Source organism: Paenisporosarcina sp. TG-14 (genome assembly GCF_000297555.1).
Classification (GTDB): Bacteria; Bacillota; Bacilli; order Bacillales_A; family Planococcaceae; genus Paenisporosarcina; species Paenisporosarcina antarctica.
Genome location: NZ_AMGD01000009.1, coordinates 26,051 through 42,130, shown reverse-complemented (window position 1 = coordinate 42,130; position 16,080 = coordinate 26,051). Strand labels below are relative to the sequence as shown.

The window sequence follows — 16,080 nt, the reverse complement described above, 5'->3', positions numbered from 1 at the left end:
AGCTTCAGAACCTCAGACGAAAGAAGCTTTCGTATCGGTTCTTCCAGCGCCGGGGTTGAGCTAGATGGCGCTTTACGCCTTTCAATGTTATAACGCGGGCATTTGTACTTTTGATTTTTTTTCAATTGTTACTACAATATTATCGTTAACTAATTGGTCTAATACTCCACCTGTAAGTTGGAGTGATGGTACTAAAACTGATGGATCACCGATTGCTTCGATAATGAATGGTGCAGGAAATTGTTGTCCATCTACAGTAATAACAGGGCCGTTACATTTAATATACGAATTTGCATGAAGTCGTTGACCATTAATAGTGATCGCTTCTGCTCCTGATATTTTCAATTCATTTAACACTTGAAAGACATGACTTTCGTGGACGATATAGTCATTCGGATTAACTGATGCTGGATTATACTCTGCATCTTGAAGCTGCACTTTTACACCTTCACCTGTAGCTGGAAGCATGCCAATCAATAGGCGTAAATCTTCAGCCTCACCAATTAAACTCTCATATTGTTCTTCACTACCCGAAAGAGACTTTTCAATTTCTCTTACTTCAAGTTGTCTCGTTAGTAGTTCATTTTCCAATTCTTTATTACGTTCTTTTTGGTGAATTAGATCTTCACGATAGCTTTCCTCTTTTTCAAAGTACTTGCTACTGTCAGCTACTCCACTTAGCTTCTTGCTGCTAGATAAACTATAGGAATAAGCTAAAATAAAACCTAAAACTAAACATACTAAGGAAAAAATAATACGTTTGTTGACAAGTGATCGAGTTTGTTTATTCTGGAGTTTCTTCAATTTCCTCCTCCTTAGGTTGCGGATTATACACGTCTAAATATGTTTGGAAAAATGAACCCACTTCAATATCTATGACACCTTTTTCGGTTTTACCAATTTGTGCAATTATTGACGGGTAATAGTTCATTTTATCAGCAAATGACGAAATAACGGCTCTTACTTCATTTCCATCATTCATAAATAGTCTAATACGATAAGGATCAACTTCTGAAGGAGTTGATTCAATTTGAGATATCATGGATAATACTTCACCTTTTACTTTCGCAAGTTCTTTTACCATGCGCATTGTGATTTTTTGATTCTCAAAATTACTTAATAAAGGTGCATCCAGCGGTGCAATCGTATGATCAGATTGAAAGACTGAACCATTTTCAAGCACGATATCATAACCAGATTCTGATTGAATATACGCCGATTTTTTCCATTCTTTCACAACAATAGTTACGGAAGTGAATCCACTTCGTTTGACTATAACATCTTGAATCCACTCGTTTTTTTGTAAATGTTTTTCTGTATTGCTTGTCCTAACTTCCCACATAGATTGTCCATTTTGTATACCACTTTGTTCAATATAGTCATCACTGGATGCTAAATCTGCTCCAATAACAACTATCTTTTGTACATGACTATACGGAGATTGAAAATAGAGGAGACCAAGTAAAGTTAGCAAGAAAATAACGAGTAATAACGTGAACTTGCGATTTGTTCTCTTTTTCCGCCGCTCCCTAAGCGTTGGTATTCGGTCTTCAATATCGATAATCTTATCCACGTTATTCACTCCTTTCATAACTCTATATGTCTTTTGAAAAACGAAGAATGAGTCCTACTATTAGCCAAGTTGACAGTAGTGAAGAACCACCATAACTTATAAATGGCAAAGTCACTCCTGTCACAGGAAATAACCCAACGACAACACCAATATTTAAAAATATTTGGAAGCCAATCATGGACTGAAGTCCTGCTATTGCAAAAAAACCAACTTTTGTAGGCGCGAGAATAGCTAATCGGTAACCTGTGTATAAGAAAAGTATAAACAAACTAATAAGAATTAGCGCACCAAAAAAACCCATTTCTTCTACAATTATAGAAAAGATAAAATCATTTTGAGGTTCTGGTAAATATAAAAACTTTTGCCTACTGTTACCAAATCCATGCCCGAATAAACCTGATGGGCCAATAGCTAGAAGAGATTGAATGCCTTGAAATCCACTGTTTAACGGATCTGCCCAAGGGTCAAGAAATGCATATATACGCTGTAATCGATAGGGTGCTGATGCGATTAAACCAACAATTCCTAGTACACCAATTACCCCAATACTAACAAAGAAGCGCATGGGTAAACCAGCAATAAATAAAAGAGAAAATCCACCTACTATTAATAAAAAAGCAGTTCCAAAATCAGGTTGCACTAAAATGATACCAGCTGGAACTAGACAAATAAGTAATGGTCTTATAAAGGACTTAGTCTTGAGATTTGTACCTTTTGCTAGAATACATGCCAAAAATCCTATGACTGAAATTTTCACAAATTCAGCAGGTTGCAAACTAAAACCAGCTATTTGAATCCAGCTCTGCGAACCATTTCGAACTACACCAAGACCAGGGATATAAACGGCAAATAATAAAAGTATGGATAAAATATAAGCACTTAACCAAAATTTATGATTACTTATAAAATTGGCTTTCAAAATTATCCACGCACAAAGCATCCCTAAAGTTCCATAAAAAAATTGTTTCCAGAAGAATGGTAGGCTATCTTCGTAATGGACTTTCCCCCAGTAGGAACCGGCAGAATAAACAAAACAATAACCAATAACGGTTAATAGTAAACTCGTAAACAGAAAAATATGTGTAGGTTTTTTCTGCAGTTTTGGCATCCTTTCATCTGGTATTTATATATTATTTAATTTGAAAAACAGCTTTGATAAAATCGTTTCCTCGCAACTCGAAGTTTGCATACTGATCCCAACTTGCACAAGCAGGTGAAAGTAAAATAATATCATTAGGTTCTGATATAGCTGTTGCCACCTTCACTGCTTGTTCAATATCATCTACTTTTTTCAAATAATCTACACCGCAGGATGCTGCAAATTCAACGAGACGACTACTTGTTTCTCCAAATGAGACTAAAGCTTTCACATGCTCCATATAAGGTCGCATTTCTTCGAATGAATGTCCTCGCTCTAAACCACCAGCTATTAAGATTACAGGCTGTTCAAATGCCGCTAACGCACTTTTGGTTGCTAACGTGTTTGTTGCTTTTGAATCATTGTAGAATTTACGTTTCTTCCACTCACGTACGAATTGTGTGCGATGTTTCACTCCTGTAAAGGACGTCAAGACATGTTGAATTGTTCCTTTAGGACAACCCATTAAAATAGAAGTCGCAACAGCTGTTAGTATATTTTCAAGATTGTGCTCTCCAGGTAATGCAATCGTTTTTCTCTCTAAATAAGGTTCACCCAGCCAATAAATAGTCGTGGCGTCTGCACTTATTCCTTCTGCTCTTCTACCTTTAGTTGAAAATGGCAAAAGTTTTGCCTTTGTAAGTTCTGCATATTTAACAACAGCAGGTTGATCAGCGTTATAAATAAATAAATCTTCATTCGTCTGATTTTTAGTTACCGCAAATTTTGCATCCGCATAATTTTCAAACGTACCATGGTAATCCAAATGGGATTCATACAAATTGATAAGAATCGAAATTTTCGGTTGGAATTTATTAATTCCCATCAACTGAAATGATGAAAGTTCAGTTACAATCACTTGATCAGCTTGGGCATCTTCAGCAACTTTACAAGCAACTGTTCCTATATTCCCAGCAATTAAAGGTTTTTGACCACCTTGATTTAACATGTGGAATAGCAAAGTCGTAGTGGTTGTTTTACCATTCGAACCTGTTATCCCAATAAATGGAGCTTCACTAATCATGTAAGCTAATTCCATTTCTGTCCATACTGGAATACCTCGTAATATAGCATCACTAACAATAGGATTATTATAAGGAATACCTGGATTTTTAATTACATATTCAAATCCTTCGTCAAGTAAATCCTCTGGATGTCTTCCACAAATAACAGTAATGCCTTTACTTAATAAGTTCTGCGCGTCCGGACTTTCATCAAATGGCTTTGCGTCATTAACTGTAACAAATGCGCCTAATTTATGAAGAAGTTCAGCTGCCGCAACACCACTCTTTGCAAGTCCTAGCACAAGTACTTTTTTTGATGTGAATTCAGAAATGTAATTCATTTATAATACCTCCAGCATAACTACGATAAAAGCTGCTAGGAAAGCAGTTGACCAAAAGACAACAACTATTTTCCATTCAGACCAACCTGACAATTCAAAATGATGATGGATAGGACTCATTTTGAAAATTCGTTTGCCCGTTGTTTTAAAGCTGATAACTTGTATGATAACCGATAACGTTTCGACAACAAAAACTACACCAATGATCACCAGCAAAAGCTCTTGTTTAACTAAAATAGACCCCATTGCAAGGGCACCACCGAGAGCAAGTGAACCTGTATCACCCATAAATATTTTTGCAGGATTTGCATTAAAAATTAGGAACCCAAGAAGTGCTCCTGTCACAGCAAAAGCAAATATAGCAATATCTTGTTGTTGATAGATTAAGGCTAAAACGCCTAATGTAGTAAATGCAATTGATGCTGTTCCAGAAACAAGACCATCTAGACCATCCGTTAGATTCACAGCATTTGAAAATCCAACAAGCCAAAAAATCATAAAAGCAATATACGCTATCCCAAGATCAATCGACCAACCAGTAAAAGGGACACTAACTGTCGTTTCAAATGGACCTTGTATAAGTAGCATAAAAGAAGCAATAGCTATCACAATTTGCCCGATTAATTTTTGTAGTGAAGTCAATCCTAAATTGCGTTTAAGGGCTACTTTAATAAAGTCATCTAAAAACCCAATGAGACCAAATCCAACAAACACTAAAACTAAAACAATCGTTTGTGTGGTTAACATTTCTAAGTAAAAGGCAACTCCTAGTGTTGTTAAGACTATAGAGATAATAAAGACAAATCCACCCATAGTAGGTGTGCCTGCTTTTTTCATATGAGATTGTGGACCTTCTTCTCGGATACTTTGACCAAATTTCATCCGTTTGATTACCTGAATAAAAAGTGGGGTTAAAAGAACCGTAAGTAAAAAGCCGATTCCTACAATCATAAATGTTGTTACGAGTGTCATGTGTAATCTCCTTAAAATAAACGATTGTATTCTTAATTTCTATTATTCACCTAAGTATAAATGAATTGTACCGTCTATAGACAGTAAACTTTCTGCTTTGGGTATTTGGGATACAATTTTTGTCCCAGTACCATGCCATTCAATTTTAAAGGGCTCTTCTATCATCACAATTTTACTTTTCTCTTGCCCGACGAGTTCAGGAACTCTTCGTTCTATAGAATCTCCCCATCTATACTCTTTTTGGATTTGATCTTTGTTGTAATTAAATCCTATAAAAGGCGCACTATCTTCAAGAATTTCCCCTACAATAGGTGCTGCAATAACTCCGCCAAATTGTACAATATGTTTTGGATTGTCTATAGCTACATAAACGACTATTTCAGGGTCGTTAGCAGGGGCGAATCCAATAAACGATACAATGTACTGTCCTTCAACGTACCGACCATTAACAGCCTTCTGTGCGGTCCCTGTTTTCCCGCCAATCCTCATTGTATCACGAAAAGCATTACGTCCTGAACCATTTGCCACAACAGACTCTAACGCTTCCCGAACTTTTTTTGATGTATCTTCTGATATAACTTGTCGTACTTTAGTTGGTTTATTTTCTTTTATTACTTCGTTCGTTTGTTCATTATAAATCCTTTTCACTACATACGGTTGAAACAAAGTTCCCCCATTGACAGCTGCTGAAACGGCTTGAACTTGTTGAATTGGGGTCGTCGATATTCCTTGACCGAAAGAGGTAGTCGCATGTTCAACTGGTCCATATGCTTCTTCAGAGAACAAAATACCTGTGGACTCTCCAGCAATGGAGGATCCTGTTTTTTGCCCAAAACCGAAATCACGTATGTATTTCGATAGCTTCTCCCGACCAACACGTTGACCTAGTTCAATAAAACCTGGATTGCATGAGTTTTCAACCACTTCTAAAAAGGATTGCTCTCCATGTCCTTCTCTTTTCCAACAACGTAATCTTGTACCCTCTACCATTGCATAACCAGGGTCGTAGAATGAATCCTTTTTCAAATCTACTTTTCCTTCTTCAAGCGCAGCGGCAAGCGTAATAATTTTAAATGTTGACCCCGGCTCAAATGTCATAGACACTGGCAAGTTTTGATTATAAACGCTCGGACTTACTTTAGCATATTGTAATGGATGAAAAGTAGGAAAGGATGCTATAGATAGAATCTCACCCGTTTTCGGGTTCATTGCAATTCCCATAGCTTGGTCAGCATCATACTTTGTCATTGCTTGGGAAAGCACACGTTCAACAACCTCTTGAATATCTAAGTCAATCGTTAAATCTACTGTCGCACCATCAGTCCCTTTGCCCCATCCGTCATTCACATGAGGTAATGAATTCCCTTTAGCATCAGTAAATAAGCGTAATGTCGATTGTCTTGATGTCAAGTACTTATTATATTGAAATTCAATTCCGGCTAAGCCTTGATGATCATATCCAGTAAACCCAATAAGACGTGACAATAAATCATCATGTGGATAATCACGCACATAATCAACACCTGCATACAAACCAGGAATTTGCATTGATTGTACTTCAAGCGCTTTTCCAAGATCAATATTCTTGCCTTCAGGTGCCAATTTAATTAGAAAAGTTTTTTTACTCATTTGCTCGACTAGCTTTTTTTCATCGATATTTAAAGCCACACTTAGTTTGGTTGCAGCACTTTCAACATCTTCGTTTTGAGCAGGCATAAAATAAAGTGTCGGGGCAAGCTTACTCCCAACAATCAATTCTCCATCACGATCTCGAATGTTCCCTCTGGTTTGTGAAAAAGGTATTTCTCGATCCCAATTCTCTTCTGCTTTTTGCGTGAGCCATTCATACTGAAAAAACTGCATAACAATTAGTTTCCCTACTGACGCGACACTTAAGCAAAAAAATAATAAAACCATTGTCCGAACTCTAATTTTCAATTGATGAGGCACTCCTGCCTTCATATATCCACACCTTGTTTTATATCAGCGTATGATAGAAAAGGAGTGCCTATTCACTGTTTATTCTTCAGGAGGTGTTTCCTCTTCATCTTCTTCTGTTTCTTTTTGGACATTTTTATTGGTTTCTTCTGGCGTTTGTAATTTAATAACAATTGGTGTTTGTTTTTTTGACACTGTCCCTTTGGTGACACTTTGACTTACAACATACCCGTCTCCGAGCACTTCAATGTTTAGTCCAGATAACACTTGATAAACTAAAACATGTCGTTTTGACCAATTTGTAAAATCAGGAATCGTTATAGGACCATTAGTTTTTAACAAAACTAGACTTCCAGGAAGAGTTTCAGTACCTGAAGCAGGGAATTGTTCTTTTACTTTGCCAGTATCACCAATTAAAACTGGATTTACTTTTTGTTCGACCATTTGATTTTGGGCAACGGTAACATCTTTCCCCTTAACTTCTGGAACAGTAACGGTAGGGATAGATTTTACTTCTTCAGGTTTAATATTCATGTACTTTAAACTATTTTCTGTAACGGATCTAAAAATCTCCGATACAGGCATAGAACCCACTTCATTGACTTCTAGTTTAGGTTTGCTCACTGCAATGTAGACAACAAGTTGAGGGTCTTCAGCAGGGGCCATTCCAATAAATGAATACAAGTAACTATCTGTACCCGATAAATAGTTCCCTTTACCATCTGGTTGTTGAGCAGTACCGGTTTTACCTGCAACTGAATAATCGCTTAGTTCAAACCTTTTGGCAGTTCCATTTTCAGACGTAACAGTTGAAGCTAATAGCTCTCGAACTTGTTTTGCGGTTGCAGCAGATATAGGCTTGCCTGCTTCAATTGCTTTATGATTACTGACTACTTCTTTAGTCAGAGGATTTACCACTTTATCAATAACATATGGTTGCATCATAATACCATCATTAGCAATTGCTGTTGTAGCTTGAATTATTTGCATCGGTGTAACAGTAGACCCTTGTCCGTATGTGGTTGTTAAACGGCTGATAGGATTATCTTCAACAATTTTCCCTGAAGCTTCGTTAGGTAGGTCAATACCTGTTTGTTCACCAAAACCAAATTTCTTCACATATTCTACAAACGTTTCGCCTCCTAAACGTTCTAGTAAATAGGCCATCGCCACGTTTGATGAACGTTGGAATCCTTCTAAATAAGTAATTGTTCCCCATCCCACACGATTATGATCACGGATAATTCGGTCATACATTTTATATTGACCAGATTTGTACCAAGCATTCGGTTCCCATTTTCCTTCTTCAATTGCTGCAGCTACAGTGAAAGCTTTCATAGTAGATCCAGGTTCAATCGTATTTTCGATTGCCTCGTTTAACCAGTTTGTCGTCAAACCTTCACGTGTTTCTGGGTCAAAGGACGGTCGCTGACTCATACCTAATATTTCACCAGTTTTTGGGTCAGCTACTATTGCGAGCATTTTTTCTGGTTGGTATTCTTCTTCCACCCGACTCATTGCATCTTCTAAAAAGTTTTGCACTTTTTTATCAAGTGTGACATGAATATTGTAGCCATCTTGTGCAGGTGTTACCATCTTTTCAGAGTTCGGTAACAAATACCCCCACAAATCACTATCATATTGCACTTTGCCATTTTTACCCGTTAGTTGTTTATTATAAATCGATTCAATTCCCATTTTCCCGTTAGTTTTGAATGATAAATCTTCTTGTTCCTCTTTTACAGCAAAACCAATTAAGTGAGAAGCAAATATACCATTTGGGTAAAAACGTTTTAAATCTCTTACAAAGACAATTCCAGGTAAATTCTGCTCCGAAATTTCCGTCATGACTTTATGACTAATATCACGACCGCTAGAACCAAATTCTACTTGGTAAGGGCCTTCTTTAGATAAGCGTTCCACTAATTTTTCTTTGGATATTGGTAAGTATTTAGCTAGTACATCAGCTGTTTTATCCACATCATTTACATGTTTTGGTTTCTTTGCATTTGTAGTAGCTTTCGGACTTATGACAGCTATTAAACGATAACTTAATGTGTCTTCAGCGATTACTTCATTATTTCTATCCACAATTTTCCCGCGACTTGCATTAATTATTTGTTCTCTTTCATATTTAGCGGCAGCCTTAGCAGCAAGTTCTTGACCATCTGCTTCTCCTGTGACTTGGATAAAAATAATCCGTGACAACAATAAAAAAAAGAGCCCTCCGTAGAACAAAAACATCAGAAAGGCTCCCCATTGAAATCTAAACTTCATTTTCATTGTCCCTGTACTACTTTCACATTTTGCTCGTTAAGTTTGAAACCAAGTCCTTTTGCTTTTTCCCATACACGTTCATATGTTGAAAGTTCGCTTACTTGAATAGACAAATCTGTATTTTGTTTTTTCGTTTCATCAATTCGTAGGTTAATTGTTTGTATGTCTTGAGTTGATGAATGAATACTTGCTTGCGTTTGTAAAATCATCACACATAACAGTGCAACTACAGATACAAATAGGACAAGTAGAATTTTTTCACCTTTTGTTACTTTTTTTCTATTAGATTTAATCTCGGGTTTGAATCCAGGCTGCGGGTTAAAGACAGGCTGCTTTATGTAAGTAGATTGTGTTCTAGCATGCATTGCCATCTAATCACGTCCTTTATCAATTATTTTTTCTACAATTCGAAGCTTAGCTGAGCGAGAGCGATTGTTATGCAGTAATTCTTCTTCACTTGGTAAAATAGGTTTTCTTGTGATTAACTTCAAAATTGGTTCCATACCCTCTGGAATGACTGGTAAGTTTGGTGGTAAATCTGGGTATGATGCTGCTTCTTTAAAAATGGTTTTCGTAATACGATCCTCCAGTGAGTGGAACGTAATCACGCTGATTCGACCATTTAATGCCAGCATTTTAATAGCATCTTGAAGAGATTCTTCGGCAGCCCCAAGTTCATCATTAACTGCTATACGAATGGCTTGGAACACCCGTTTAGCAGGATGACCGCCTTTTCTTCTAGCTGGGGCTGGAATGCCGTCTTTAATTAATTCAACAAGTTGTCCTGTTGTTTTTATTGGAGCAATTTCTCTCGCTTCTTCAATTTTACGAGCGATTCGTTTAGAAAATTTTTCTTCTCCATAACGATAGAAAATTCGAACCAAATCATTAAACTCCCAGTCGTTAACAACATCATATGCTGAAAGTGTTGCTGTCGTATCCATTCGCATATCTAGTGGTGCATCATGGTTGTAACTAAAGCCTCGTTCTGGTGTATCTAGTTGTGGTGAAGATACACCTAAGTCGTAAAGAATACCATCCACTTTTTCAATTCCTAGTGCTTGTAATTCTTCTTTTATGTCTCGAAAATTCGCATGGACAAACGTTATTTTATGAAGATGGTCTGCTAATCGTATTTTGGCGTTATCAATTGCTATTGTGTCTTGATCAAAGCAAATCAATTTCCCTTGATCACTTAGTTGTTGTACTAAATATTCACTATGTCCTGCTCCGCCTAAGGTGCAGTCGACATATATCCCATCTGGACGAATGTTCAATCCGTCCACAGTTTCCTGAAGTAATACAGTAGTATGGTTAAACAAAGGATCGTCCTCCTCTTTAAAGTCAAAAATTTGTGTTGCCGTATTGCCTCTATTCGTTATGTCTAGCTCTGCAGGTTAGAACGCGTGCCCATTTATAGGGTCATGAAGGCGTTGCTACAAAATTTCTCAACACTCAATTTTGCGACGAGTAACCGCAGAAGCAGGACGTCGCGATTTTAGCATTCGAACCTTATATATCAAAACCAATCATATTTTCTGCTAAGTCATTAAACGAGTCTTCAGATTCATTGAAATAGGATGTCCAAGCATCTTTCGCCCAAATTTCAATTCGACTTGAAACTCCAAGTACGATACATTCTTTTTCTACTTTTGCATGAGCTAATAAATTACTTGGGATATTAATACGACCTTGTTTATCAATTTCAACTTCTGTTGCGCCTGAAAAGAAGAACCGCGTGAATGCACGAGCATCTTTTTTTGTCACAGGTAGAGCCTTTAATTTTTCTTCGAGTTTTCGCCATTCATTCATAGGATAGCCGAATAAGCAGTTATCAAGACCACGTGTAATTACAAATGTCTCTTCAAGGTGCTCGCGAAATTTTGCCGGAATTATAAGTCGGCCTTTCGCATCAACACTATGTTGATATTCTCCCATGAACATGTTACTCACCCCACTTATTGTCATTAATGTACCACATCCCCCCACTTTCCTCCACCAGTTTTTTAAAATTTCTTACGATACACCAAAAAATGTGATAATAGTACTTGTTGAAACGTCTAAAAAACCTTTTCCCCCATAGAAAAAAGCCGTCTCATAAAAAATAGACGACTTTTAATATTAAAATGAAAGTATTGTATGTTTCCCATTAAATTCGAAAGGTTGTGAAAGTAGCTCCTCAATAAATGTTGGACCCACTTCATTTAAAAATAGCAACGGACTAAACCATCTTTCTTGTAAGGTGTATTCTGGAAAAAGAATACCCTCGATATGATTGTACTTTCGTATCTTCACTTCATGACGTAACAAATCCGTATCTTCTATTTTTCTGCTCAAATAGGTAAACTGCTTGTCATGAAGTTGTAAATTTTTCTTTGTTAATAGATTAAGTTGTTTATCTTTTGCTAAATGATCTTCTAACTTTTGGTATTGTTCAATTAACGTCAGTTTCATTTCTTGAATCATTTCTTCTGCAACAACATCTTTAATATCATTCATAAATGCTTGTTTGTGAGCCTGTAAATCAGCATTAAATACACTTTCCACTCGGAGGTCTATCTCGTCTAAATAGCGCGAAGACTTTCCATCTACTAGTGTAATAGACAGGCGTGGGACCATGACGGGTAACTCCATGTCAAAATGTTCAAACATGGTCTTAAATGCAGCCCAATATGCTAATTCCCCCGGACCTCCAACAAATGCTAATACAGGGAATACCATTTCCTGCATTAGCGGTCGGGTAACTACATTATTACTTAAGCGTTCAGGATTATTTTTGGCGATGTCAAGTAATTGTAGTTTTGAAAATTGATAGCCTGCTACTTCATTTACAAATACTCCATTGTGATGCTTCAATAAGAAACGCTCCCCATTTTCAACAATAAACAAGTTGGCACTATCTTTTGATGCTTGAATAGGCTGACCATAACCTGCTTGTTGAAAACTAGTTTCTTGTTCTACAACTAGTGAAGCAATTTCTTGAGCATGTTCAATCATTTTCACAAAATATGGAGATTCATATTGACGAAGTGGTTGGTATGCGGCATCAATTAATAACAAACCTTCTTTTGCAAAAAAATCATGCATCATCACTGTGAAAAATTCGCTATAAGTAGACACGTGTTGTGCCATTTTTAAGTATTTTTGAAGCATTTGTTTTGTATAAGTCGTTTCAGTAAATTGCTTAAAGACATCACGAATGAATAATTGTAATTTTTCAACTTCCACAGCGGTATGAGAAGCCATTTGCTTTCGATTTGGTCGATCATTATACGTATGTTTTTGTAATTGTCCATGATTTGGAGTGAAAGTAGAGTTAATTTCATCTAAGTCATGGTCCTCTCCAGCAATCCAAAAAACTGGTATAACCGGAATTCCTAAAGCTTCACGTTGTTGTTTGGCTAACAATACAATTGATATTGCTTTATGTATGGAATACATAGGACCTGTAAGTAATCCCGCTTGCTGACCGCCAATGACTACTAGGGCATTTTTTTCTAACTCGCCCAAGTGTAAATCAACTTTATCGCTTTGCGGAAGAAACGCCATGTATTCGCGTATTACTTTTGTCAGTTGCCCTCGGTTTACTGGATGCGATTTCAAAGATAATGCTCGATTTTTATATGAATACTCATTGGGTAAAAAATGGAAAAAATTTAAAAGTTCTTCCTTTTGATTATGGAAATCAACTAGGAAAGAACTACTATTTGGTTGATCAATTTGGTCGAATTTCAATGTGGTAAACTCCTTTTGCGTCTAAATACAAACCGATTATATCATTTGACGACAAGACAGGAAAAACAAACGACTTATAAAGTATTTAATTTAAGTACTTTACTAATCTCACTATTAGACCTAAACACCACACTGCAAAGTAAGTGAGAGTCAGAACTAAAAACAGAAATCTCCATATTTTTTTAATTAGAGGGAGTAATTCAATTTCATTTTTTGATTTCCAATCAAGAAATGTTAATATGGCGCTTATGATTAACGCCATTGCCACTATGCTTCCCCTTGTTTCTATTTGAAATAATGACTGAATGGCAATTGGAACAGTAAAGAACAGTAAGAAGGTCGTCACATCTGCTGCATGTCCAAAAGCTTTTGAAGATTTACCAGTTACTTTTCTTGAGATTATGAAGACTATTAAAAACATGACTATAGGAAATACTAATAGAAAACTGATAACGGATTGAATAACATTACTCAAAAGATTCACCTTTTTCATCAATAGCTAAAACTAAATAATATAGTGTTCTTAAAAGCGGTAAATCTCTCTCTTTAGTTGCAGCCATTTGCAGTAACACCCCTACAATTGATTCAATTTCACTTTTCCGATGATTTAGTCGATCTTGCAGCATAGAAGAATAATTTTGTGATGTTTTGACACAAAGTCCCTTTACGTCTTCAAAAGTAAGTGTTTGTGAAATTTCTGGAAAACTCAACAGAATTTCTTCAAATATAGACTTCATTAGATGAAAAGCATGACTATTTGTAATCAGTTCCCCATTTTTTATTTGTAATATCGCGGTTATTGGATTTATACAAGCGTTCAAAACCACTTTTCGTAAAACAATATTATAAGCGTCCTCTACCATCTCACTTTGAAAGAAAGGAGTTTGAAAGATTGATATATCTATGGGTGCCTTCGATGTCATAATATGAGGGGCAATTTTTGTTAACCCTACTCCTTTATGAAGAACAGTAGTCGCATCTTGCTTCACCGCGCCATGCTCAATGGTAGCTATGTATATCTGTTGATGTTTTAATCGATTAATCCATTGAAGATGAGCAAGTCCATTTTGAACAAATACCAGAGTTGTAGATAGTGGCAGCGATTGTAATTCCTCTTCTATGTTAGTTAATTGATGATATTTAACCGCAACTATCCATAGAGCCTCTGTTGGTGCTTGTCCAAAATCCGCAAAAGCCTGGACTTGCCTATTTACTTTCTCGCTATTTGGTTGAATTAGCGTAATACCTTGTAATCTAAGCTTCTCAGCCTGCACGGTCGATCGTGTTATGTATGTAATTTCATGATTTCTCTCACTTAAATATGAGCCAATGAGTAAACCAATGGCACCCGCTCCAACAATGACCACTTTCAATGCATAATCAACTCCTACTAATTGTTTAATATATTTTTCATTCAAACAATATCCACTCAGAATAAACTGATATTTTCTATCATAAGTCTAAACTTCAAAAAAAAGAAGACCTATTTACATAGGCCTTCTTTTACATAGTAAGCTCCTACTCTAGCTCTTACCTGTTTATACTGGATAAACAGGATGTTTACGAGGCGGTTGAGGAATATGTTTCGTACTATAGGCTTGGAAACGCATCGCAAGAACTTCACGTAAATTACTTGGTGCAACAATCTCATCAATAATCAATTCAGATGCTAATTTATAAATATCAATTTCTTCTTTATATTCTTGATGTTTTTGTTGAACAAATTTCACGCGTTCTTTCGGATCTTCGATTGCCTCTATTTTGTTCGAAAACACAGCATTTACTGCTGCTTCTGGACCCATTACTGCAATTTGAGCAGTAGGTAAAGCGATACAAACATCTGGTTCAAATGCTGGACCAGCCATTGCGTATAACCCTGCCCCGTAAGCTTTTCTTACGATGACTGAAATTTTTGGCACTGTTGCAGAACTCATGGCCATAATTAATTTAGCGCCATGTCGAATAATTCCAGCACGCTCAACTTTTGTTCCAATCATAAATCCAGGAACATCTGCTAAGAATAACAAAGGAATGCCAAATGCATCACATAAATTAATGAATTTCGCAGCTTTGTCAGCAGAATCTCCAAATAATACGCCACCTTTAGCTTTCGGTTGGTTCGCAATAATCCCGACAGCTCGTCCTTCAATTCGCGCAAGGCAAGTAATAATTTCCGGAGCAAATAATTTCTTCACATCAAAGAGTGAGCCTTCGTCAATTAATTGATCGATGGCTTCATACATATCAAATGGTGCATTTTGATTTTCTGGAATAATCGCTTCAAGTGTGCGACCTTCTTTATTAGCTTTTGGTTCTACCATTTTCGGCTTCTCAGTAAAGTTTGCTGGGAAGTAAGCCAAATAACGACGAGCTTCAGAAATAGCTTGTTGTTCACTAGTTACTAATACATCGCCACAACCACTAACGGAACAGTGCATGCGAGCTCCGCCCATTTCTTCTAATGTAACTTTTTCACCGATTACTTTTTCTGCCATACGCGGTGATCCTAAGTACATAGAAGCATTGCCTTCAACCATAATGACGATATCACAAAATGCAGGAATGTAAGCTCCTCCAGCTGCAGATGGTCCGAATAGTAAACAGATTTGCGGAACAAATCCTGACATTCGTACTTGGTTATGGAATATTTTACCTGCTCCGCGTCGGTTTGGGAACATATCTAATTGATCCGTAATACGTGCTCCAGCTGAATCGACAAGATAAAGCATTGGCACTCGTGTTTTCTCTGCTATCTCTTGAATACGAATGATTTTTTCAACAGTACGAGATCCCCATGACCCTGCTTTAACTGTTGAATCATTTGCCATTACACATATTTGTTGTCCACCGACTTTGCCGGTTGCTGTTACGACACCATCCGCCGGAAGATCTCCCGCTTCACAGTTTGCAAAACGACCATCTTCTAAATACTCACCATTATCAAAAAGTAACGCTAAACGATCACGGACAAATAATTTATTTTGTTCGACCATTTTTTCATGATATTTCGAGTGACCACCTGCGAAAATAGTCGTTAGCTTTTCTTCTAAGCGTTCATTGTATGTTGTTTTCTGCGTCAATTATATTGCCCCCTTTGTTTCA

14 protein-coding genes are annotated in these 16,080 nt (G+C 36.8%); all 14 read right to left on the bottom strand.

The features are described 5' to 3' along the window. Positions 1-87: 87 nt before the first annotated feature. The 14 genes from C406_RS0104260 to C406_RS0104195 all read right to left on the bottom strand — a co-directional run bounded on the left by C406_RS0104260 (position 88) and on the right by C406_RS0104195 (position 16,058). Positions 88-804, bottom strand: coding sequence for a DUF881 domain-containing protein (locus C406_RS0104260; protein ID WP_017379356.1), 717 nt, complete (start codon positions 802-804; stop codon positions 88-90). Beyond that, complete coding sequence (locus tag C406_RS0104255; RefSeq protein WP_017379355.1) at positions 785-1,573, bottom strand: cell division protein FtsQ/DivIB; 789 nt, start codon at positions 1,571-1,573, stop codon at positions 785-787. The genes C406_RS0104260 and C406_RS0104255 overlap by 20 nt, the downstream gene beginning before the upstream one ends. Before the next feature lie 22 nt (positions 1,574-1,595). After that, a complete protein-coding gene (gene ftsW / locus C406_RS0104250; RefSeq protein WP_017379354.1) occupies positions 1,596-2,681 on the bottom strand; it encodes a putative lipid II flippase FtsW in 1,086 nt (361 codons plus the stop codon). Between the two features lie 22 nt (positions 2,682-2,703). Then, entirely contained in the window at positions 2,704-4,056 is a 1,353-nt protein-coding gene (gene murD / locus C406_RS0104245; protein WP_017379353.1) for a UDP-N-acetylmuramoyl-L-alanine--D-glutamate ligase, read from the bottom strand. Continuing rightward, a complete protein-coding gene (mraY, locus tag C406_RS0104240) occupies positions 4,057-5,028 on the bottom strand; it encodes a phospho-N-acetylmuramoyl-pentapeptide-transferase (RefSeq protein WP_017379352.1) in 972 nt (323 codons plus the stop codon). A gap of 42 nt (positions 5,029-5,070) precedes the next feature. After that, positions 5,071-6,990: a penicillin-binding transpeptidase domain-containing protein gene (locus C406_RS0104235; protein WP_017379351.1), complete on the bottom strand. Its 1,920-nt coding sequence runs from the start codon at positions 6,988-6,990 to the stop codon at positions 5,071-5,073. Between the two features lie 57 nt (positions 6,991-7,047). Next, a complete protein-coding gene (locus C406_RS0104230; RefSeq protein ID WP_337471367.1) occupies positions 7,048-9,174 on the bottom strand; it encodes a penicillin-binding protein in 2,127 nt (708 codons plus the stop codon). A gap of 71 nt (positions 9,175-9,245) precedes the next feature. After that, positions 9,246-9,614 (bottom strand): cell division protein FtsL, encoded by a 369-nt coding sequence (gene ftsL / locus C406_RS0104225; protein WP_017379349.1) that lies wholly within the window; start codon positions 9,612-9,614, stop codon positions 9,246-9,248. After that, positions 9,615-10,565: a 16S rRNA (cytosine(1402)-N(4))-methyltransferase RsmH gene (gene rsmH, locus C406_RS0104220; protein WP_017379348.1), complete on the bottom strand. Its 951-nt coding sequence runs from the start codon at positions 10,563-10,565 to the stop codon at positions 9,615-9,617. Positions 10,566-10,755: 190 nt separating this feature from the next. Then, positions 10,756-11,187: a division/cell wall cluster transcriptional repressor MraZ gene (gene mraZ / locus C406_RS0104215; protein ID WP_017379347.1), complete on the bottom strand. Its 432-nt coding sequence runs from the start codon at positions 11,185-11,187 to the stop codon at positions 10,756-10,758. 177 nt (positions 11,188-11,364) lie between these two features. Then, positions 11,365-12,978: a bacillithiol biosynthesis cysteine-adding enzyme BshC gene (bshC, locus tag C406_RS0104210; protein WP_017379346.1), complete on the bottom strand. Its 1,614-nt coding sequence runs from the start codon at positions 12,976-12,978 to the stop codon at positions 11,365-11,367. An 85-nt stretch (positions 12,979-13,063) separates the two neighbouring features. Further along, positions 13,064-13,471, bottom strand: coding sequence for a DUF3397 domain-containing protein (locus tag C406_RS0104205; protein ID WP_036654112.1), 408 nt, complete (start codon positions 13,469-13,471; stop codon positions 13,064-13,066). Continuing rightward, positions 13,446-14,396 carry a ketopantoate reductase family protein gene (locus C406_RS0104200; RefSeq protein WP_017379344.1) on the bottom strand — a complete coding sequence of 317 codons (951 nt, stop codon included), beginning with the start codon at positions 14,394-14,396 and terminating at the stop codon, positions 13,446-13,448. Before C406_RS0104200 ends, C406_RS0104205 begins: the two co-directional genes overlap by 26 nt. 120 nt (positions 14,397-14,516) lie before the next feature. Continuing rightward, positions 14,517-16,058 carry an acyl-CoA carboxylase subunit beta gene (locus C406_RS0104195; RefSeq protein WP_017379343.1) on the bottom strand — a complete coding sequence of 514 codons (1,542 nt, stop codon included), beginning with the start codon at positions 16,056-16,058 and terminating at the stop codon, positions 14,517-14,519. Between the last annotated feature and the right edge of the window lie 22 nt (positions 16,059-16,080).